General features: G+C 36.3%; 13 protein-coding genes. 9 read left to right on the forward strand and 4 right to left on the reverse strand.

The annotated features are described in order from the left end of the window. Positions 1–3: 3 nt before the first annotated feature. From L1967_RS18620 to L1967_RS18655, 8 genes are all read left to right on the forward strand, one after another. Positions 4–1,245 (forward strand): NAD(P)/FAD-dependent oxidoreductase, encoded by a 1,242-nt coding sequence (locus tag L1967_RS18620; protein WP_249603013.1) that lies wholly within the window; start codon positions 4–6, stop codon positions 1,243–1,245. A 403-nt stretch (positions 1,246–1,648) separates the two neighbouring features. Then, positions 1,649–4,654 (forward strand): SusC/RagA family TonB-linked outer membrane protein, encoded by a 3,006-nt coding sequence (locus L1967_RS18625; RefSeq protein ID WP_249603014.1) that lies wholly within the window; start codon positions 1,649–1,651, stop codon positions 4,652–4,654. Between the two features lie 9 nt (positions 4,655–4,663). Further along, positions 4,664–6,334: a RagB/SusD family nutrient uptake outer membrane protein gene (locus L1967_RS18630; RefSeq protein ID WP_249603015.1), complete on the forward strand. Its 1,671-nt coding sequence runs from the start codon at positions 4,664–4,666 to the stop codon at positions 6,332–6,334. A 177-nt stretch (positions 6,335–6,511) separates the two neighbouring features. After that, positions 6,512–8,755, forward strand: a complete 2,244-nt coding sequence (locus L1967_RS18635) for a S9 family peptidase (protein ID WP_249603016.1) — start codon at positions 6,512–6,514, stop codon at positions 8,753–8,755. Between the two features lie 137 nt (positions 8,756–8,892). Further along, the gene (locus L1967_RS18640; RefSeq protein WP_249603017.1) at positions 8,893–11,943 is read left to right on the forward strand and encodes a beta-L-arabinofuranosidase domain-containing protein; all 3,051 of its coding nucleotides are present in this window, start codon (positions 8,893–8,895) and stop codon (positions 11,941–11,943) included. A 136-nt stretch (positions 11,944–12,079) separates the two neighbouring features. Continuing rightward, positions 12,080–13,774 (forward strand): DUF885 family protein, encoded by a 1,695-nt coding sequence (locus L1967_RS18645; RefSeq protein WP_249603018.1) that lies wholly within the window; start codon positions 12,080–12,082, stop codon positions 13,772–13,774. A 20-nt stretch (positions 13,775–13,794) separates the two neighbouring features. Beyond that, complete coding sequence (locus L1967_RS18650; protein WP_249603019.1) at positions 13,795–16,113, forward strand: alpha-L-arabinofuranosidase C-terminal domain-containing protein; 2,319 nt, start codon at positions 13,795–13,797, stop codon at positions 16,111–16,113. Positions 16,114–16,201: 88 nt separating this feature from the next. Then, positions 16,202–18,892 (forward strand): DUF5695 domain-containing protein, encoded by a 2,691-nt coding sequence (locus L1967_RS18655; protein ID WP_249603020.1) that lies wholly within the window; start codon positions 16,202–16,204, stop codon positions 18,890–18,892. Between the two features lie 94 nt (positions 18,893–18,986). Here L1967_RS18655 and L1967_RS18660 read toward each other — a convergent pair whose 3' ends face one another. Together L1967_RS18660 and L1967_RS18665 are read right to left on the reverse strand one after the other, a co-directional pair. Then, positions 18,987–19,238 carry a hypothetical protein gene (locus tag L1967_RS18660; protein ID WP_249603021.1) on the reverse strand — a complete coding sequence of 84 codons (252 nt, stop codon included), beginning with the start codon at positions 19,236–19,238 and terminating at the stop codon, positions 18,987–18,989. Positions 19,239–19,423: 185 nt separating this feature from the next. Next, complete coding sequence (locus L1967_RS18665; RefSeq protein ID WP_249603022.1) at positions 19,424–19,765, reverse strand: hypothetical protein; 342 nt, start codon at positions 19,763–19,765, stop codon at positions 19,424–19,426. Between the two features lie 266 nt (positions 19,766–20,031). On the opposite strand from L1967_RS18665, the gene L1967_RS18670 reads away from it, so the two are divergent. After that, positions 20,032–20,679, forward strand: a complete 648-nt coding sequence (locus tag L1967_RS18670) for an OmpW/AlkL family protein (protein WP_249603023.1) — start codon at positions 20,032–20,034, stop codon at positions 20,677–20,679. Between the two features lie 245 nt (positions 20,680–20,924). Here L1967_RS18670 and L1967_RS18675 read toward each other — a convergent pair whose 3' ends face one another. Further along, the gene (locus L1967_RS18675) at positions 20,925–21,644 is read right to left on the reverse strand and encodes a LytR/AlgR family response regulator transcription factor (protein ID WP_249603024.1); all 720 of its coding nucleotides are present in this window, start codon (positions 21,642–21,644) and stop codon (positions 20,925–20,927) included. Further along, on the reverse strand, positions 21,637–22,680 hold the full coding sequence (locus L1967_RS18680) for a sensor histidine kinase (protein WP_249603025.1): 1,044 nt from the start codon (positions 22,678–22,680) through the stop codon (positions 21,637–21,639). The genes L1967_RS18675 and L1967_RS18680 overlap by 8 nt, the downstream gene beginning before the upstream one ends. Between the last annotated feature and the right edge of the window lie 183 nt (positions 22,681–22,863).

The raw sequence follows: 22,863 nt of genomic DNA on the forward strand, positions 1-22,863 counted from the left end.
ATTATGAAGAGAGTTGCAATTATTGGTGGAGGAATTACAGGCTTATGTTCCGCTTATTATCTGGTTAAGGCCGGATATGATGTCACAATTGTGGATAAGGGGAATATTACAAAAGGAGCTTCTTTTATTAATGCCGGATATGTAACTCCCAGCCATTTTGTACCCATTGCAGAACCTGGAATGATTAATCAGGGTATTAAATGGATGTTCAATAATTCCAGTCCGTTTTATATAAAACCACGTTGGGATATAGATTTCTTTAAATGGTCCTGGTATTTCAAAAAATCTTCAACCAAACACAAAGTAGCAAAAGCAATTCCTGTGCTTAAGGAGTTGAATGAAAAAAGCAGAGACTTATATGCTGAAATGCTGGAGTCTTTGGATTTTGAATTTCACATGGAGCGTAAAGGCCTTCTTATGGTTTATAAAAGTGCTAAAAATGAAGAGCACGAAGGTCATATTGCTGAAAAAGGAAAGGAATTAGGGCTAGATGTAAAAGTTTTAGATAAAAAAGCCTTACATGATTTAGAACCCCAGTTTAGTGATGATGTTATTGGAGGTGTTCATTATGAATGTGATGCCCATAGCACACCAAACCTTTTTATGAAAAACCTGAAAAAATGGTTAGAAGATAAAGGGGTGAAATTTGTTTTAGAGGAAACGGTTTCTGGTTTAGAAGTAGATGGTAAAACCATAAAAGCAATTCATACCAGTAAAAATACTATTGAGGCAGATGAATTTATTATGGCTGCGGGAAGCTGGACTTTTCCTTTAGCTAAGAAGTTAGGTCTTAATATTCCTATTCAACCCGGTAAGGGTTATAGTATGAGCATTACCAGAGAAACCAATATTAATTTACCGGCTATACTGACTGAGGCAAAAGTAGCAGTTACCCCAATGAAAGGTTTTACAAGATTTGCCGGTACTATGGAGTTATCGGGCGATAATAATATTATTTTACCCAATAGGGTAGAAGCTATCGCAAATGCAGCTTCAAATTATTATTCAGGTTTCACCTTAACGCCTGAAGAGAAACAATCGGCTACCAGTGGTTTACGACCAGTATCCCCTGACGGATTACCATTTATAGGGAAATCTTCAAAATTTAGAAATTTAAATATTGCTGCGGGTCACGCGATGATGGGATGGAGCCTTGGCCCAATTACGGGAAAATTAATTTCAGAAATTGTAGAAGGCAATCACACTTCAGTGTTATTAGAACCATTTGATTTGGAACGATTTTAGAAAAAAAATTGTTTCAAATATTTATATAAGTTTTAAGACTGTCACTTTTATAGTGATAGTCTTTTTTTTGCTATGATTTTTCTGAGATCTGGATTTTGATATTATATGTAAAGATTATTCATTAATTACGTTAGATCTAATTGATAGATTTTGGGTATCTACCATGGTATCATCTGTTTAACTTTTACCAAAAAGCAACTATTAAATATTCTATTTCAAAAAAGGAAATACTCATCATTCTTTTTATAAAAATTTTAAAATAATACTTGTTAATATAGTATTATATAAAGCTAATTTTTTCAAAAAAGCCTCCTTAATCTAATTGTAAGTTTATCCTCTAAATATTAATGTTTATCCAGTTTTAATGGATTAAAATCAATCAAAACTCACAAAAATTTCAGTTATGATGAAAAAATTATGTTTTTATGTGGGAAAATTAAATGTTAAGAAAAAGCAATATTCATTGCTTTTTTTAATGCTATTTTTTTCTCAGCTAAGTATTGCTCAATCACGATTTGAGGGTAAGGTAATAGATGAAGGAGGTGTGCCCATGCCAGGTGTTTCGGTTAAGGAAAAAAATACTGGTAATGGGACCGTTACAGATTTTGATGGCGCATTTTCTATCTCCACTAATTCGGATGATACTATACTAATATTTTCATTCGTAGGATATAAAACCAAGGAGTTAAAAACAAGCGGTCTAAGTGGAAATATAAGTGTGACTTTAGAAGAAGATTTACAAGCTCTGGAAGAGGTTGTTTTAATTGGTTACGGAAAACAGGATAGAAGCCAGGTGACCAGTGCTGTTGCCAGTGTTTCTGAAAAAGATTTTAATCCTGGAAAAATACAGGATGCGGCTGAACTTGTTAAAGGTAAAGTAGCTGGTTTAGTTGTGACTAATAGTTCTGGAAATCCTAATGATGAATCTAATATTATGTTACGTGGGGTAACAACGTTAAATGGTAGTACAAAACCGCTTATTTTAATAGACGGAGTTCCTGGAGATTTAACGATGGTCGCTCCAGAAAATATTTCCTCGGTAGATGTACTTAAGGATGCCAGTGCAGCCGCTATTTATGGGACTCGTGGTGCTAATGGGGTTATTCTTATTAGTACAAAATCAGGAAGTTTTGATCGCCAAACCAGTGTAGTATATGATGCCTTTGTGTCTGTATCAGATTTTTATAAGGAAGCTGATTTTATGACTCTACAGGATATTAGAGATGGATTAACATCTTTTAGTGATGGAGGTTTCGAAACAGATTGGTTAGATGCGATTTCACAAACAGGATTTATGCATAATCATGCTCTTACTATTAATGGAGGATCAGAACTAACATCTTATTCCGGAAACATTTCCTATAGAAAAGAAGATGGAACTATCAAAAAATCGAATAACGATCAATTAAGATTACAATTAAATTTAGAACAATATCTTTTAAAAGATATTTTAAAAGTCGGTTTTAAAATCTTTTCTGAGCAGCGTAAAAGAACGCCTAACAATATTGAAGATAATGGGATCAGCAATATTTACCGCCAGGCAGTTATTCGTAATCCAACTTCCCCCATTTATGGTGAAGACGGAGATTATTTCGAAGAATTTGGACGATATCAATATTTTAACCCGGTTGCTATGAATAATGAGTTGATTGGGGAACGTGAGTTACGACGAACTAATATTACTGGTAATATCACTTTCGAGCCAATAAAAAACTGGGTAACGAATCTTTTAATTGCAAAAAACCTGTCGGCTACAGATATTTCCACCTACACTACTTCCAGATATTATTCATCTAAAACTACTGGATTTAGTGGTAGTGCTTATAAAAGTTATGAGAAAAAAGAGGATAAATTTTTAGAGCTTACTACTAATTACGAATTCGATATTAATACTGTTCATCGTTTTAATGCATTAGCAGGATACAGTTATAATTACTTTAGTAATAGTAATTTTTATGCCAGCAATTCAGATTTTCCTACAGATGGCTATCTATATAATAATATAGGAGTTGGTGCCAGGCTGAATGAAGGAAATGCCGGAATGGGTAGTGGAAAATATGACTCTCGTTTAATAGGGTTTTTTGGAAGAATTCAATATGGGTATGACAATCGATTTAATCTGCTTGCCAGTATACGTAGAGAAGGTTCTTCCCAGTTTGGAGACAACCATAAGTGGGGACTTTTTCCTTCAGTATCGGCTGGTTGGACGCTTAGTAATGAAGCGTTTTTGGAATCAGCTAGTTGGATCAATAATTTAAAACTTAGAGCAGGTTATGGAGTAACGGGGCAACGACCTAATGATAATTATCTTTCCTTAACCACCTATAATTATGATAGCAATTACGGAAATTTTGTTAATGAGAACGGACAATGGGTAGCTGGTTTAATGGTAACCCAAAATCCTAATCCAGATTTAAAATGGGAACGAACTTCTGAAGTTAACATTGGACTTGATTTTTCATTCTTTAATAGTCGTTTAGGTGGTTCCTTAGATTTATATAGAAAAGACACCGATGATTTGTTATACTCATATAATGTGCCTTTACCCCCAAATATCTACGGTCAAACATTGGCCAACGTAGGTTCGATTAGAAACCAGGGGTTTGAGCTTATGATTAATGCCCTTCCTGTAACCAATGACGATTTTTCATGGGAAACTACGGTTACGCTAACACATAATGATAATGAACTTTTAAGCTTATCCAATGATTTATATGAAACAGAAGATTATTTGGATGTGGCCTATGCAGGCGATCCGATTAATGTTCCTACCCATAGAGTTGAAGTAGGGCAGGCCATAGGAAATTTCTGGGGATTAAAATCGGTAGGAGTGACGGAAAATGGACTATTCCTGGTAGAAGATCCTAATACCGGTGAGGCCATTCCCTATTCCACAAGTCTTAATACCAACGATTATCGCCAATATCTCGGTAATGGATTTCCTACGGTTTATATGGGATGGACCAATACATTACGATATAAAAACTTCGATTTAACCACCTTAATTAGTGGACAGTTTGGCTTTGATATTTTAAATACACAACGGATGTTTTACGAAAATAATTCGATCCAATATAATCGTTTAAAATCGGCGGCAGAACCCGTTTATGGAGAACGTCCATTATCTGGAGCCCAAGCGCAGGCCTTTGTAAGTCATTATTTAGAGAAAGGAGATTTTGTGAAATTAGATAATATTACTTTGGGCTATAATTTTAAAATTGAAAAAATATCAAATTATATTTCTGATGTACGGGTATATTGTTCTGCCAAAAACTTTTTAACGATTACTGATTATAGCGGAATGGATCCTGAATTGGATAATAGAGATTTTTATGCCGCCGGGAATGACTTTAGAGATAAATATCCTACGATCAAATCTTTCACCATTGGTACTAGATTAAACTTTTAAAACTACATCATGAAAATTTTCAAAAATAAACTTTTAAAATATACAGGAATAGCTGCTTTTTTTCTGACCTCGTTTTCCTGTACAGATCTTTCTGAAGACACCTATAGTATTCTTACAAACGAGGACATAGACTTTAATAACGAGGAGGATATTTCAAGATTAACAGGCTACGTATATAACCATTTAAGGTATACATACTGGGAATGGAATGGATTATTTGATATCCAGGAAGAGTCTTCAGATTTAATTATGACTCCCTTGCGTATAGGAGTGGGTTGGGGAGATTTATATATTTCTATGCATAAGCATGATTTTAATTCTAATATTGGGCACTTTAGTACAATTTGGGATAATGCTTATTCTGGCATCGGTTATGCCAATACTATTTTGGACCTTCCTGAAATTCAGGAAAATGCTTTGCAAAGTGCCAGGCTTCGTACCATGCGTGCATTGTATTATTATATCTTATTCGATTGTTTTAGAAATGTACCTTTAGAAACAACACAAGCTGTAGAAAGCGGTTACCTGCCAGAACAGGCCAGTCCAGAAGAAGTTTTTGAATTTGTTGTATCTGAGCTTAATGCTGTGAAAGAAGATTTGGGAACCGAAAAAATTTATGGCTACCCCAATAAATATGCAGCCGAAATGATTCTTGCCAAAATGTACCTGAATCATAATGCATGGTTTAATGATTATGGTAATACTGAATATTTTGAACTGGCTTTACAACAAGTAGATGATATTATTAATAACGGCGGTTATTCCCTTTCACCAAATTATAAAGACAACTTTAAAGCCAATCTAGCCGGCAATAATGAGATTATTTTTGCAATTCCTTTAGATTACACCTATGCCAGTGGTAATTATTTGGTAAACAAAGCACTTACTAGTGAGGGCGCTAAAGCTTTTGGATACGACGGGTCTCCATGGAATGGCAGTTGTGCAGTGCCACAATTTATAGATACCTATCATGAAAATGATTCGCGTTTAGAAGATACATGGGCTTATGGGCAGCAATATCATTATGAAACCGGAGAACCATTGAGGATGAATGCAGATGACCAGGGAGAAGTTAATCTGGTTTATACGAAAAGAGTTCATTCTATAGATAATCCGGGAGCTTATATGATGGAAGGCTATCGTTTTGTAAAGAATGAAATTGTACCGGGTGTCGATGGAACTTATGGTGATGATGTCCCCTTCTTTAGACTATCAGACGCTATGTTTATCAAGGCAGAGTGTTTATTGAGACTTAACAGGGATCAGGCTGAGGCCGCAAGATTAGTAAGTGAAGTACGTGCTCGTGCATTTGAAGATGGTACTGAAGCCGTACGCTCTGTACAGGATTTAACATCCGGAAGTATTTATGACTATGGACACAGAGAATATACCAGTGAAGGTGCTACCAACTACAGCAATCTTGTAGCTACTTACGAAGGTGGAGATGATATAGAATTAGGAGGCCTTCTAGATGATTTAGCCTGGGAATTTGTAGGAGAACATCATCGGAGACAGGATCTTATCAGGTTTAGATTATCAGGGTCTAATACCAATGTTTATAACGGCAAATCCTGGTTTTGTAAAGATGCAGAACCTGATGCAACATATAAAAATGTTTTTCCAATTTTTCAGACCTTTTTAGATGCTAATCCTAAGCTTCAACAAAATCCTGGATATTAAGATTTTGTTTTTATAACATATGAAGACGGAGTGATAATTATCACTCCGTTTTATTTTATAGAATCTATACTATAAGGTCGTAAAAGCATATAAAACTTATCAATTAATGTTAATATAATATAAATATATGTTAATGACAGATTTAAAATTAAATAGCTTTTCACTTAATTTTAAACTATGAAAACACCTGTTTATACCTTTTTTATTTTTTTCCTAATTTCGATAGTCGCTAGTGCCCAGGGAAAAGTAGAAGATTATAAGAGAGCAGAATCTCTCGATACACTTTTCAGAAATAAGGTTTTTAATACACCAAATACCTTTAATTGGTTAAATAAAAATGAATTTTGGTATAGAAATAATACTGAAAATGGTACTGAATATGTTTTTGTAAATGCTAAAACCCTTCAGCGAGAAACGGCGTTTGATCATGATAAATTAGCTGGCGCTCTTTCAGAATTTTTGAAAAAGGAAATTGAAAGTTCAAAAATTGAAATTGCTAACCTGAAATTTGATGAAAACAGATCGAATTTAGAATTTCAATTAGATACGTTAAGATACAATGTAAATCTTATTGGTTATAAGCTTAGTGTTATCGACACCGTACCGAAAAGAGATTGGAATAGGGGATATTGGGGTAGAAAAGGGGACGAAAGAGAAGGAGAACCTGTACCATCACCAGATCAAAAATATACGGCATTTATAAAGAATTCTAATCTGTATATTCAAGACAGTAACACCAAAGTCGAAACACAGTTAAGTTTTGATGGTACCAAGGGGTTCTTTTATGCTGCTAATATAATCTGGTCACCAGATAGTAAAAAGATTATCGCCTATAAAGTTAGGCCGGGAGAAGATCATAAAATCTATTTCGTAGAATCCAGTCCAAAAGATCAGCTTCAGCCAAAATTACATACAAGGGATTATACCAAACCGGGAGATGAGTTAGATTTTAAAAGTCCGCAACTTTTTGATGTACCTTCCAAAATGCATATTCCGGTAGCGACAGATCTTTTTAACGCTCAATTCGCTTTATATAATTATCAGTGGAAAGATGATAGTTCTTCGTTTACTTTTGAGTTTAACCAGCGAGGCCATCAGGCATACCGGGTAATTAAGGTTGATGCCAAAACAGGAAAAGCGACAGCGATAATCGATGAAACCAGCCCGACTTTTATCGATTATAGTGGTAAAAAATATCGCCATGACGTAAAAGGAAAAGATGAAATTATCTGGGCTTCAGAACGTTATGGCTACAACCATCTTTATCTTTATGACAGTAATACCGGGAAAGTCAAAAACCAGATCACTTCAGGAGATTGGCCAGTAAGAAAAGTAGTAGAAGTAGATGACAAAAATCGTCAAATTTATTTTACGGCAAGCGGTTTGGATAAAGACCAGGATCCGTATTTAATTCATTATTGCCGAATTGATTTTGACGGAAAGAATTTTACCCGTTTTACTTCTGAAAATGGAAATCATAAAGTGACTTTTTCTCCAGATAAGGAATATTATGTAGATCAATATTCCCGTGTAGATATGCCGGCGGTTACGGTTTTAAAGAAAACAGGTAAGAAAAAGCCAATATTGATATTAGAAGAGGCTGATATTTCGGCTTTAGAAAAAACAGGATGGAAAAAGCCCGAAGTCTTTACTGCGAAAGCTAGAGACGGCAAAACCGATATTTGGGGAATTATTGTAAGACCAACTAATTTTGATCCCACAAAAACCTATCCGATCATCGAATATATTTATGCCGGTCCACATGATTCGTTTGTTCCGAAGGAATTCAATAGTTATTACTGGGCTTTAAGTTCGTTAGCAGAACTAGGATTTATCGTCGTACAAATCGACGGAATGGGAACTTCTAACAGATCGAAAGCCTTTCACGATGTGTGCTGGCAAAATTTAAAAGATGCCGGTTTCCCAGATCGTAAATTATGGATTACCGCAGCGGCTGAAAAATATCCTTATATGAATGCCGATAAAGTAGGTATTCGTGGTACTTCTGCCGGGGGGCAAAGTGCCGGGGCTGCTTTGGTTTTTAATTCCGATTTTTATGACGTTGCCGTGGCTTCTTGCGGTTGCCATGATAACCGGATGGATAAGATCTGGTGGAACGAGCAGTGGATGGGCTATCCAATTGGGCCGCATTATGCAGCGAACTCCAATATAGAAAATGCCGCTCAAATGCAGGGAAATCTAATGCTTATTGTGGGAGAAGTAGATGATAATGTAGATCCTGCATCTACCATGCAATTTGCAGATGCTTTAATAAAAGCCAATAAAGATTTTGAACTGGTTGTTTTACCCGGGGAAAATCATACCTCTGGAGGCGTATTTGGAGAACGTAAACGAAGGGACTTTTTTGTAAAGCATTTACTGGAGGTAGACCCACCTTCCTGGGATCAGGTTTACAACTAATTTGTCATTGAAGATCTAAATTAACTATCCCGATTGTCGATATTTTAGTTAAGTTTTATCTGGCAATACCGTGATTGAACGCCGGGATGATTTAATTTAGAAAGAAAATTATTTTTTGATACCGAAAGATTTATAATATGAAATTGTATAAAATTATTGCCTGTTTTATTTGCGTTTTGATCGCGGGATTAGTTGAAGTCCGCGCTCAGGGCGATCAGATTCTTGATGGAATAGGAGAAACGGGTTTAATTGCCCGCTATGTTTTTGATAAAGATGCCAAAGACTGGTCTCGTAATAACCTGCATGCAGCAATTAAAGGTGACGCCGAGTTTGTAAAAGACGAACTATTTAAAAATGTGCTATCACTTTCAAAAGGATCATACATCACTTTGCCTGCTTCAGCACTTAGTAATGTTGAGTCGGTTAGTATAGCAGGTTGGGTAAAACCGAATTCCACAAATTCAGGTCAGATCTTTTTTTACTTCGGAAAAAATCAAAATTCTCATACGTATTTAGCACCCTTCGGAACAGGAGCATATACAGATTTTACTGCTGAAGTTGCAAAAAGTATGAATAAAACATACACATTATCAACCTCAGTAGCTGAAGTTTCTAAAGATCGCTGGTCACATTTGGTATTGGTGATCGACGTGCCTTCAAAAGCTATAAAAACCTATATCAATGGTGTTCAGGTGGGGATGAAAGAAAAAATTGACCTTGAACTATCTGATATTTTTAATGTAGAATCTGGAGAAGAAAATCAATTATACATCGGTAAAGCTATCGCGCAGGAGCAGGCTTTTTTGGATGCCAGTATTCATGATTTCAGAATGTATAGAATTGCATTAACCGATAATCAGGTAAATGGAATATTTGAAAATGCTTTAAAAAAGCAAGATGGGGTGGTAAATGAGCGTAAAGAACCTCAGGATAACCTGCCGGAATTTTCAAGAACTGCTCCGCAAGTGTATAATGAATTTTTAACTTCAGTAGAAGATATTGAAATAGAAACAGAGGTAGGCGTTTTACCACGACTACCAAGAACGCTTGCAGGTACTTATAAAAATGGCCTAAAGGGGCCAAAAGTAAAAGTAATCTGGCCGGCGCCAACAGATAATAGCGAAGTTTTAAAAACCGGAACCTATACCATAATCGGAAGCGTTGCCGGAACAGATCTTGCCCCTAAAGCTACCGTTAACGTAGTTGAGCATATTATTACTGAAAAGCCAGACAGAAAATTAGAAACATTTAGTTTGGATCAGGTAAGTTTAGAGGCCAATGCCAACGGACAAAACACGAAATTCATCGAAAATCGTGATAAATTTATAAATACTCTTGCTGAAACAGATCCCGATTCATTTTTGTATATGTTTAGAAATGCATTTGGCCAGCAACAGCCACAAGGTGCAAAACCTCTTGGCGTTTGGGATACTCAGGAAACCAAATTACGCGGACATGCCACCGGTCATTATTTAACTGCTATAGCGCAGGCTTATGCCAGTACGGGATACGATAAAGAGCTGCAGCAGAATTTTGCCGATAAAATGGAGTATATGGTCAACACCTTATACCAATTATCGCAAATGTCTGGAAAACCTGCCAAAGATGGTGGTGATTTTAATGCCGATCCAACAGCGGTTCCTATGGGACCGGGGAAAGAAATATATAGTTCCGATCTTAGCGAAGAAGGTATTCGTACCGATTACTGGAACTGGGGAGAAGGTTTTATCAGTGCATATCCGCCTGATCAATTTATTATGCTTGAAAATGGAGCGGTTTATGGTACCGAAGAAACCAAGATTTGGGCACCGTATTACACCTTGCATAAGATCCTTGCCGGATTAATGGATATCTATGAAGTAAGCGGAAACAAAAAAGCTTTAGCGGTTGCTGAAGGAATGGGAGATTGGGTGTATGCACGCTTAAGCGAATTACCAACCGAGACATTGATAAGCATGTGGAATCGCTATATCGCAGGTGAGTTTGGCGGAATGAATGAAGCTATGGCGCGTTTATACCGAATTACCGGAAAAGAGGAGTATTTAAAAACTGCCAAACTTTTTGACAATATCAAGGTATTTTTTGGAGATGCGAATCATTCTCACGGTTTAGCCAAAAATGTAGATACCTTTAGAGGTTTACACGCCAATCAGCATATTCCGCAGATTGTAGGCGCTTTAGAGATGTATCGGGATTCCGATAAACCGGAATATTTTAATGTGGCCGATAATTTTTGGGTAAAAGCAACTAACGATTATATGTACAGTATTGGCGGAGTGGCAGGAGCCAGAAATCCTGCGAATGCCGAATGTTTTATTGCGCAACCGGGAACCTTATATGAAAATGGTTTATCAGCAGGCGGGCAAAACGAAACCTGTGCGACCTATAATATGTTAAAACTTACCCGTGATTTATTCCTTTACGAACAGCGCCCGGAGCTTATGGATTATTACGAGCGTGGATTGTATAATCATATTTTAGCATCGGTAGCAGAAGATTCTCCGGCAAACACCTATCACGTTCCGTTGCGCCCGGGCTCCAAAAAAAGCTTTGGCAATCCTAATATGACCGGTTTTACCTGTTGCAACGGTACGGCTTTAGAAAGCAGCACAAAACTTCAGAATTCCATCTATTTTAAAGATGCTAATAACAAAGCATTGTATGTGAACCTTTACGTACCCTCTACCTTGCACTGGCATGAGCAAAACATAAAACTGACTCAGGAAACGAATTTCCCTAAAGAAGATCATACCAAATTAACGATTAACGGTAAAGGTAAATTTGATCTTAAATTACGGGTGCCGGGTTGGGCAACAAGGGGATTTATCTTAAAGATCAATGGTAAGGAAGAAAAAATGGAAGCCACTCCCGGAACCTATGTAACGCTTAGCAGAAAATGGAAAGATGGCGACACGGTAGAACTAAAAATGCCATTCAGTTTTTATTTAGATCCTGTGATGGATCAGCAGAATATCGCAAGTTTATTTTACGGTCCTGTTTTATTAGCCGCTCAGGAAGATGAGCCAAGAACCGAATGGCGCAAAGTAAAATTTGATGCTGAAAATATTGGAGCTTCCATCAAAGGAAATCCGGAAGAACTGACTTTCGAGATCGACGGGATCATTTACAAACCATTTTACGAAACTTATGGTAGACATTCAGTTTATCTGGATGTAGATCTTGAATAATATATCTAACTGTGTCATTCTGAACTCGTTTCAGAATCTCATCTATATATTTTTCTAAAATACAATAAGAGATTCCGTGTCAAGCACGGAATGACAAAATAAAGTAGAACTAAATTATAATTATAATAACCAAAGCATGAAGAAATTATTAAGTTTTCTTTTCGTATTTATAAGCCTTTCCAGTAGCATTTATGCTAATGAGATGATCGATGTAATTAACACCTTTAGAGCCGATAAATTTGCGTTAAGACGTACTTATACCATGCGTGAATCTAAAGAATACTACGAGCGTTACAATCAATTTTATACCGATTGGGAAGCCAAACTGAAAAATATCGATTTTAACGGATTATCGAAGGATGGAAAAGCCGATTATGTACTTTTAAGAAACCTGATCGCAAAGGAGGAATATCTGCTTAATCAGGATTACGCAGCTTTTCAAGAAGTAGCTTCAGTAGTCGATTTTGCAGATAATTTGTATGCTTTTATTCAGCAAAGAAGAAGAGGAACCCAGCCAGATGCCAAAGTATTGGCGATGACTTTTAATGAGGCTGAAAAGAGCATTTCAGAAAAAATAAAAGTGCTTAAAAACAACGAATTTAAGGATTGGTTGAAGGCTGAAAAGGCTGCAGCGATTATTTCTTCGCTTCAACGTGGTTTAAGTGAAGCTTATAATTTTTATTATGATTACGATCCAGATTTTACCTGGTGGATGAAGACTCCGTATGCCTCTTTAGATCAAAAATTGAAGGAATATGCCGAATTTCTTATTGAACATTATTCCAAAGAGAGTCAGAAGGATGATGGCAGCGGAATTATAGGGAAACCGGTTGGTAGAAAAACGCTGATCAAAAACCTGGAATATGAGTTTATTCCTTATACGCCAGAAGAACTAATCGAAACCGCTGAAAAGCAATTTGACTGGTGTAAAACCGAAATGATTAAAGCTGCTAAGGAAATGGGCTATGGTGAAGATTGGAAAGCAGCCTTAGAGCATGTAAAAAATACGTATGTAGCGCCAGGTAAACAGCCAGAAGCGATTAATGATTTATATGAACATTCCGTAGATTTTATTGAAGAACGTGATCTTATTACGATTCCGGAACTGGCTAAAGAAACCTGGGGAATGATTATGATGACCCCGGAACGGCAAAAAGTGAATCCGTTTTTTACCGGTGGTTGGGAAATTAGTATTTCGTATCCAACAGAAGGTATGGAGCACGACGATAAATTAATGAGCATGCGTGGTAATAATCCCAATTTCTCATTCCCTACCGTACAGCACGAATTGCATCCCGGACATAATCTTCAGTTTTATATGAATCAGCGGAATAAACCTTACCGTAGTTCGTTTGATACTCCATTCTGGATGGAAGGCTGGGCGTTGTATTGGGAAATTTTGTTGTGGAATAAGGATTTTCCAAGAACTCCAGAAGAAAAAATGGGAATGCTTTTTTGGAGAATTCACCGTTGTGCAAGAATCATTTTCTCTTTAAAATATCAGTTGGGAGAATGGACTCCGCAACAGTGTATAGACATGTTAGTAAACAAAGTAGGGCATGAGTATGCCAATGCTGAAGCTGAAGTCCGCCGGTCTTTTGCGACATCGTACACCCCGCCATTATATCAATTAGCTTATATGATCGGCGGACTTCAGTTTTATGCCATGCGAAAGGAGCTTTTAGAAAAGGGATGGACAGAAAAACAATTTCATGATCGCGTTATGAAAGAGAATATCATGCCGGTATCCGTGCTGCGGTTATTGTTAGAAGATAAGGACATTCCTAAAAATTATAACGCCGACTGGAAATTCTCTACCGATTTTAAATAAAAGCCCCTTAAACCTACTACATGAAAAAATTTAAAGGAATTTTTCTTCTACTTCTGGTCTGTACGATCTACTCTTGCGGCAAGGATAAAAACGAAATTTTATTATCGCCTGTAAAAAATGCAGTGGTAAAAGAAAGCGACTGGCAGTACGAACCCTGGAGTGCACCGGTACATTACAGTGATACGGCTTCAGATCAATACAATTCGCAGGTGCTTATCCTTTCTTCAGATACCTTAACGGCTGAACGTTGGTTTAAAAAAATAGAGGTAAAACCTTTTGCCACTTATAAAGTGACCGGTTATGTAAAAACTGAAGGTGTAGAAGGCGAAAGCGCACAAAGTGGCGCCGGATTACGATTAGGAAAATTCGAATTTACCGGAGACACCATTTTTAAAGGTGATACCGATTGGACAAAAGTGGAAATGGAATTCTCTACCACAATGGACGATAGCTTTTTGTTGGAATTGTTATTGGGAAAACAAGGACAGGCCAAAGGGAAAGTTTATTTTGATCATTTTCAGTTAGAAGAAATTTCAGCTAAAGAATTAAAGCCTGCAATTACGGTACACCTGGATAAAAAATTAGATCCTATGTCGCCCTATATCTATGGGCAGTTTATAGAACATATGGGAAAATCTATTTACGGTGGGATGTGGGCAGAGATGCTGGACGATCGCAAATTTTATTATGTTCCCGGCACCAAATTATCACCTTGGGAAACGGCTGTAGATACCAATTTGGTTACCATCGATAGTTCGTATGCGTATTCAAAAGGAAAATTACCGGTGTATCAGGTAGAAAATAATTTAAGCTTAAAACAACAAAAATTAGCCCTTGTTTCTGGCAAAACTTATGAAGGCCGATTGGTTTTTAAAGGAAATGGCATCAAAAAAGTTACGATTTCTTTAAACGGAACTAAGGAGAGTTTTGAAGTTTCAGGAACTGATTTTCAGAAAATAGCTTTTGAGTTTTCTTCGGAAGAAACCAGCGATAATGCTGTTTTAGAAATTGCTTTTGAAGGAAATGGAAAACTAACTTTAGCTGCAGTTTCTTTAATGCCAAGCGACAATATTGAAGGATACCGCCCTGAAGTAATCGAATTAATGAAGCAGTTAGATGCTCCGATCTATAGATGGCCCGGTGGAAATTTTGTTTCAGGTTACGACTGGAAAGATGGAATTGGTGATCCCGATAAGCGCCCCACCAAATTTGAGCGTGCCTGGAATGGTTTGGAATATAACGATGTTGGTGTACACGAATTTATGGAACTTTGTGAGATTTTAGACACCAAAGCAAATATTGCCGTAAACACCGGTTTGGGAACCGCTGAGCTAGCTGCGGAGGAAGTGGAATATTTTAACGGAGCGGTCTCTACAAAAATGGGACAATGGAGAGCTGAAAACGGGCATCCAGCACCTTACGATGTGAAACTTTGGGCCGTAGGAAACGAAATGTTTGGGGACTGGCAGTTAGGGCACATGCCTATCGAAGATTATGTGAAAAAGCATAATAAGGTGGCTAAAGCAATGTGGGCGGTAGATCCCGATATCGATCTTATCGCTGTGGGATATCCCGGAAAATGGAATGATATGATGTACAAGAATTGTGCAGATTACATGACCTTTATAAGTGAACATTTTTATAAGCAAAACTGGCATGCCGGTGGGTTATTAACCCACGTGAACCAGATGCCTGAGGTGATTTCGGCTGTTGCTGAAGAGCACCGAAGAGCGCGTAGGGAAATTCCCGGAATAGCAGAAAAGAATATCAAAATTGCTATGGATGAGTGGAATTACTGGTACGGTCCACATGTGTATGGATTATTGGGGACACGTTATTTTTTAAGGGATGCGTTAGGTATCGCTGCCGGATTGAATGAATTCTCTCGCCAGTCGGATATTTATTATATGGCGAATTATGCACAAACCGTAAATGTAATTGGCGCGATAAAAACCACCAAAACAGATGCCTGGTTAGAAGGCACGGGACTGGTGTTAAAATTATATCGCAAGGAATTTGGTACGCAGCCGGTTGAATTTACCGGATCGCCAGAACCTTTAGATGTTTCAGCTACTTTAACAGAAGATGGTGAATTTCTTACAATTTCAGTGGTAAATGCGACTCATCAAAAGCAGTTTTTAAAATTAAATGGTTTTTCAGAAGGTATAGCCACTTCAGGAGAAGCTTTTATTATTTCAGGAGAACATGATATGGTTTTTAATGATGAAGAACATAAAGACCGCATCAGCATTAGAAAAGCGGATATAGAAATTTTAGAAAATAGTATGAAGATTCCGAAGGAAAGTGCAGGAATCTATAAATTTAAAGTGATTAAATAATTCGGTAATTCAAATAAGCATAAACAAGTGGTAAGTCGGGATTGTATATTTTTGATTGCAATTCCTGATAATTGAGCAAACAATGAACATGAGAACTAAATTACAAACATTACTGTTGTTGTTTTTAATAACGGCAGCAGTGAATGCACAGGAAAAATCAACGTATTGGGATAACCTTAAAGACCGGGAATCTACTTTGGGACTAGAAGATGGTTTTACAACATTTAAAACCGATGAGTTTACCTTAAAACTGGTCAATGCTTCACAAACGGTAGCCGGATTATATCCAAATTCAGATCTCGATTTTGATTTTACTCCGGGCGAGCGAATCGAAATTCGTGATAAAGATGGCATTTATTATATAGGCGATCTAAACTTTAGAATTAAAGGAGAGGATGGCGAATGGAAATCGTTTTCAACCGCTAAAAACCGAAAAAAAGTAGAAGCCTTATCGGTTTCGGGTCATGTTTTAACAGCGGCAGATTTAAGTAATACGTTAGGAAAAGATAATCCGCTTACTATTAAAAGATATTACGAGAAAAAAGATGGCGCGTTGGTTTTACGCTTTGAGATTACAAATCCAACAACTAAAACTATGGAAATCGGTGCTTTAGGGACACCAATGGCGTTTAATAATATTCTGGAAGGAAAACATCTGGATGAAACACATGCCGATAATGTATTTTTTGATCCCTATATTGGTAATGATGCCGGTTATGTAGAAGTAAAGCATCTTACCGGAGAAGGACAGGTTTTACTGGTGTTGCCAGAGGAAAATATGCCTTTTGAGGCGTACCGTCCTTTAAATGATGATCCTACCACAAGGAGTATTGTATTTGAAGGAGTACATGAATGGATGGCATTGAGTAAAGCTTATGCCGAAAAGGAGTGGAAAGGAAAAGAACAGTGGAATAAACCGACGTCTTTGAATCTTGAAGCTGGAGAAACCAAAAATTTCGCATTGAAATTTGTACTGGCACCTGGTATTAAAGAAATTCAGAATCAATTAATCGAAGAAAAACGACCGGTAGCGGTTGGTGTACCGGGATATGTATTGCCAATGGATGTAAAAGGAAAGTTATTCCTGAATTATCCGGAAGAAGTTGAAGCTATTTTAGTAGAACCTAAAAACGCGCTTAAAATTACTGAAATTGGTAAAAAAGGAGGCGGATTTACCGAATATCGGGTAGAAGGAAAAATTTGGGGGAGAAGTCGTGTCACGGTTGCTTATAGAGATGGTTTAGAACAAACGATTAATTATAAAGTGATAAAACCTGAAACTGAGGTTGTAGATGATTTTGGTCATTTTTTAATGACCGAACAGTGGTTTGATGAACCCGATGAATTCTTTGGAAGAACAAACTCGGTGATCTCTTATGATTATGAAGATAAAAAACAGATCACCCAGGACAGCCGCGCTTGGGTTGCCGGATTAAGTGATGAAGGTGGAGCCGGAAGCTGGTTGGGAGCAATGATGAAACAACTTATTCAGCCAGAAAAAGCAGAGATTGAAAAGCTTCAGTTATTTATCGATGAAACACTTTGGGGCGGCATTCAGTATGATGAAGGAGAACGAAAATACGGCGTTAAAAAAAGTGTTTTCTTTTATGAGCCGGATTCTTTACCAAAAGGAACGTATAACGACTCGATAAACTACAATACCTGGGCCGCGTGGAATAAAAAAGGAGCAGACGATCCCGGAAGATCCTACAACTATCCTCACGTTGCAGCAGCTTATTGGGTAATGTACCGTTTAGCCAGATATCACAGTGGTTTAGTTGATAATCACGACTGGAAATGGTATTTGGAGCAGGCGTATTATACCTCTATTGCCATGTCTGATCTTGCACCATGGTATGCCGAATTTGGACAAATGGAAGGAACAGTTTTCTTAAACATTTTGAAAGATTTGCAAACTGAAGGTTTAACGGACATGGCGACGACACTGGAAGCTTCAATGAAGAAAAGGGCCGATCATTGGAAATCGCTAAACTATCCGTTTGGTAGTGAAATGCCGTGGGATTCTACCGGGCAGGAAGAAGTATTCATGTGGAGTGATTATTTTGGATATCAGCAAAAAGCCAATGTTACCTTAAATGCTATTCTTGCGTACATGCCGGTCATGCCGCACTGGGCGTATAATGGTAATGCACGTAGATACTGGGATTTTCTTTATGGAGGAAAATTATCCAGGGTAGAACGCCAAATTCATCATTACGGGTCAGGTTTAAATGCGATCCCTGTTTTAAAAGCCTATCGTGATCATCCCGATTTTTATTTATTGAAAGTTGGCTATGGTGGAACTTTAGGAGCGATTTCGAATATAACTCAGGATGGTTTTGGATCTGCAGCGTTCCATTCCTATCCATCGACCATGAGAATCGATTATTTGTCGGGGGATTATGGATCTAACTTTTTTGGTTACGCGATAAATACCGCAACGTATATCACAAAGAATGAAGATCTGGGATGGCTTTCTTTTGGTGGAAATATCGAGGAGAACGATGATGAAATAAAAGTAGTGCTGACAACAGCAGCAAAAAGTAAAATTTATTTTGAACCAAAACAATTATGGTTAACTTTAGATGCAGGTACTTTTAAAGCCTTGATTTACAATAAATCATCTGAAGAAATCGAGTTGATTTTAAATGAAAAAACTGAGGATAGCCCACAAGCTTACTTAAGATCGAATAAAGAACTTGATCTTAAATTTGATAAAATGAATGGAGCTTTTAAAATTCCTTTGAAAAAGAAATCTATTTCAATTAGTATAGAATAAGTAGTTTACTAGTTATTCTATATAGTTTTAATTGTTTTTCGATATGTTGAAAAGAGAGGTTTTCGCCTCTCTTTTTTTATAAAGTAATTTGAAATTATTTATCCTTTAAGTTATCCGCTTCTGGAGAAGAATAAGGATAGCTTAAAATCTTTAGAATCCCTCTTTTTCGTATTAATTTAAATATGCTGTATGCTATCCATAAACTTAAGATGGAGATAGCTCCTAAAGCCAGAATACCATAAATATTCGGGAAAGCATCGTATAAAGAAAGGCCTAAAAAAAGAAATGGTAAAATAGATAAAATCGCAAGTATACCACCTATAAGGGATCTAAAAAATAATTTCATTATTGAATTTACTCTTAACAGTTATATTCATTAAAGTTAAAGAAATGATGACTTAAAGCTTTAACCTGAGTTTAATTTAAAAAAATCTGGGAGACTGAATAAAGATCTTTGTAAAAGTTTTATATCGAAGACTTTATTTCTGATATAAGTCTTTTTTTATTTTAAATACACTTTGGGAAAGTCCTTTAAAAGCTACAATTTGATGTTACTACTGTATTCTCGTCGATTATTTCTGAAATTTGTTCTAATTCTTCAGGAATGTCATCGATACAAACTTCAGCAATAAAAGGATAGTTTTGCATACCTGAATTTCCGATGTCATTGGCTGAAAGCTTAGTTAATACTGAACCGTTTTTCAGAATTAATTTAGCGATAGTATTTTCTGAAATATCAAGTTCTTCTAATTTTTGCAGACAGTGAAAATCGAATACATCGGGTTCACCGCCTTCCAGATAACGCATATTTAATTTTTTGATTGAAGGTACCTCACAAAAATCGACAATAAGAAAAATATTTTTACTGTTCATTTTGGTTCATTTCATCATTAAGCTTATTGGTTGAATTCACTTCAAACTATTGCATTTACATGTTACCAAATTAAGAGAACCTAAAATTTAGACCTTACCGATACTATTAATTTTGTAAACATTTCTAGACAACATTTAGAAAATTTAATTAGTAAAAGTATAACAAGAATACTAATAAGCGTAAAAACAATGAATTTTAATGATTTTTATCATCTTTTTGGGATCTATTTCGAAATATTTTTGGGCAATAATAAAATTTAGAAATTATGAGAAGATTAGTATTTACAACAATTGCTGCATTATTGCTTAGTTTTTCGTTTCAGGCTCAGGAAAGTGAAGGCGCTAAAGATAATCCATGGCAATTTAGGTTAAGAGGAGTAGTGGTTTCACCAGATGAAAAAGCTTCTATAGAGGCGATAGGTGGGGATGCCGATATTTCTACTTCTGTTATTCCTGAATTAGATATTACTTATTTTTTTACTAAAAACTGGTCGTTGGAACTTATACTTGGAACGACAAAACACGATGTGGAAGCCGTAAATACCGCTGCAGGAAATATCGATTTAGGAAGTGTTTGGTTATTACCGCCAACTCTTACTTTTCAATATCACTTAACTGAATTGGGTAATTTTAAACCCTATATCGGAGCTGGTGTGAACTATACTATTTTTTATAGCGTAGATGAAGGTCCTGTGGCAGATGATTTAGATTATGATAACAGTTTTGGCTTTGCCGGACAGTTAGGTTTTGATTATATGATTAGTGATAAGTGGTTTATTAACCTGGATGTTAAAAAGTTATTCCTACAAACCGATGTTACGGTGAATGCCACTTCTGCTTTAGATGCTACCGTTGGAGCCGATGTAGATATTAATCCGTGGCTTTTTGGATTAGGTTTTGGTGTTAAACTTTAATCTTTTATCAAGGTTTAATTTGTACAATAATCCAGTTCCAAACTCTTGGATACCTGGAAATAATGAAAAGGTTTTTCTAATTATGCATACCTCGGGGCAAGCCCCGGGGGTCTTTGGATTATACTTATTTTATTTAGAAGTGAAAGGCTGTTCTAAAAGATGTAGAAGTTGTAATTTTAAAATTATAATCATTACAATCTCCACATTATTTATGGCAGCTTTTCTGCTTTTTTAATAGTCACGCATTAATTAGTAGCTATTGCATCATAAAATGCTTTACGGTAGACCTCACCCAGTGCAATAGTAATTCCAGCTATCCTGATACGGTTTCGCTGAATGCTTTCTATTTTGTTAATCGATACGATATAAGATTTATGAACTCGAATAAATTGATGGGTTGGCAACTGCTCTTCAATTTTTTTCATCGTTTGGAGGCTTGTGATCTTTTCATCAGTGGTATAAATGCTTAGGTAATTCTGTAATCCCTTTACATAGAGTATCTCATCTAAATGCACTCTAACGAGTTTATACTCTGTTTTTACAAAAATATCGCTCACAATCTTTTTAGTCTCGGTTTCCGAAGTTTTAACATCATCTTTTTCAGCTAAACCTTTCAATATCAGCTGTGCTTTCTCAATCGCTTTATAAAAACGCTCAAAAGAAACAGGTTTTAGCAGATAATCCACTGCATCATGATCAAAACCTTCTAGTGCATAATCAGCATAAGCAGTGGTTAATATCACTAAACATTTTCCTTTTACAATCTTCATAAACTGTATACCACTTAGTTCAGGCATCTGGATATCAAGAAATACAAGGTCAACCTCTCCCTCTAATACTTTATTTAAAGCTTCTAACGGGTTGTCTGTACTAAAAGTTAAATGAAGTACAGGTATTTTTGCAATATAATGTGTTAAAACATCAATGGCCAAAGGTTTATCATCCACAACCATACATTTAATCATAAAGCTCGATTTTTAGATCAACAATAAAATAATCATTTTGCTGGTTAATTATAAGTTCATGTCTATACGGATATAGCAAAGAGAGACGTCTTTTAACATTCGCTAGTCCAATACCACCTGTTTTATCTTTTCTTGCCGTATTTATCTTATTCTTTAAGTGAAAATTAAAATCATGTCGGTCTACAAAAATTAATATCTGGATCGGATCTTTGCTGCTTATAAAAACACCATGCTTAAATGCATTCTCTACAAAATTGATCAAAATCAATGGAGCTATTTTTTGATTACCCACAATACCAGATACTTCAAATTTAATATGAGCATGCCCTTTTTGCCCAATTTTTTGCAGTGCTACTACATTGTCCAGATAATTTATCTCGCTAGAAAGTAATACGTATGGATCATCACTTTCCCTAAGCATATACCGTAAAAGTTCAGAAAGCTTCAATAGTGCTACAGGGGCTTCTTCAGATTGTTGCTGAGTGAGTGCATAGATATCATTGATGGTATTGAATAAGTAATGAGGGTTTACCTGAGATTTTAAGAAAGCCAGTTCTGTTTTAAGCTGTTCTTTTTCCACTAATTCTTTTTCTGCACGCAGGGTGCGCCAGTCCATTAAATAGCTTAAAAGCAATCCCAAAAAAATATTTACAAAATTGGCACTTAAGGTTATGATGAATGCAAAGGAGAAATCCAGGTCTCTTTCATAAGACTTCCACCCGATTAACGGATAGACGATTTGCTCCATCAGATAGTAAAGCGGACTAAAGATGAGTATACATCCTAATACTGAAAGAACATATTTAATGAGGTTTCCCTTTTTAAGGATATAGGGAATGAGTAATAAATAGTTAACGTAGAAGAATAATGCCAGACATCCAATTTGTAAAAATTTAACCGGCAATACAATTGAAAAAAATAAGAACCAGTCTATTTGAGTTCCCAGCACTCCCATCCCCAATGCCTCAAGTAAATTTTGAGCAAGAATCAAAAGCCAGTAGCCAAAATGCAGATAAAATAACCATTTTTTGTTCATCAAGTCAAAAGTAGGTCAATAAACTCTTAAGTTAAAAAAGAATAAACAAAGCAGTCGATTTTATTGACGAAACCGTCAAATAGCCTTGTAAGTCTTTTTCTACTACAAATTAATTGTTGTCAATAGAATCAAGCGGTTGGTCAATTGTTTTATGAAAATACTGGTTTAAAATAGACATTTGTC

This window comes from Zunongwangia pacifica (assembly GCF_023499215.1).
Taxonomy (GTDB): domain Bacteria; phylum Bacteroidota; class Bacteroidia; order Flavobacteriales; family Flavobacteriaceae; genus Zunongwangia; species Zunongwangia pacifica.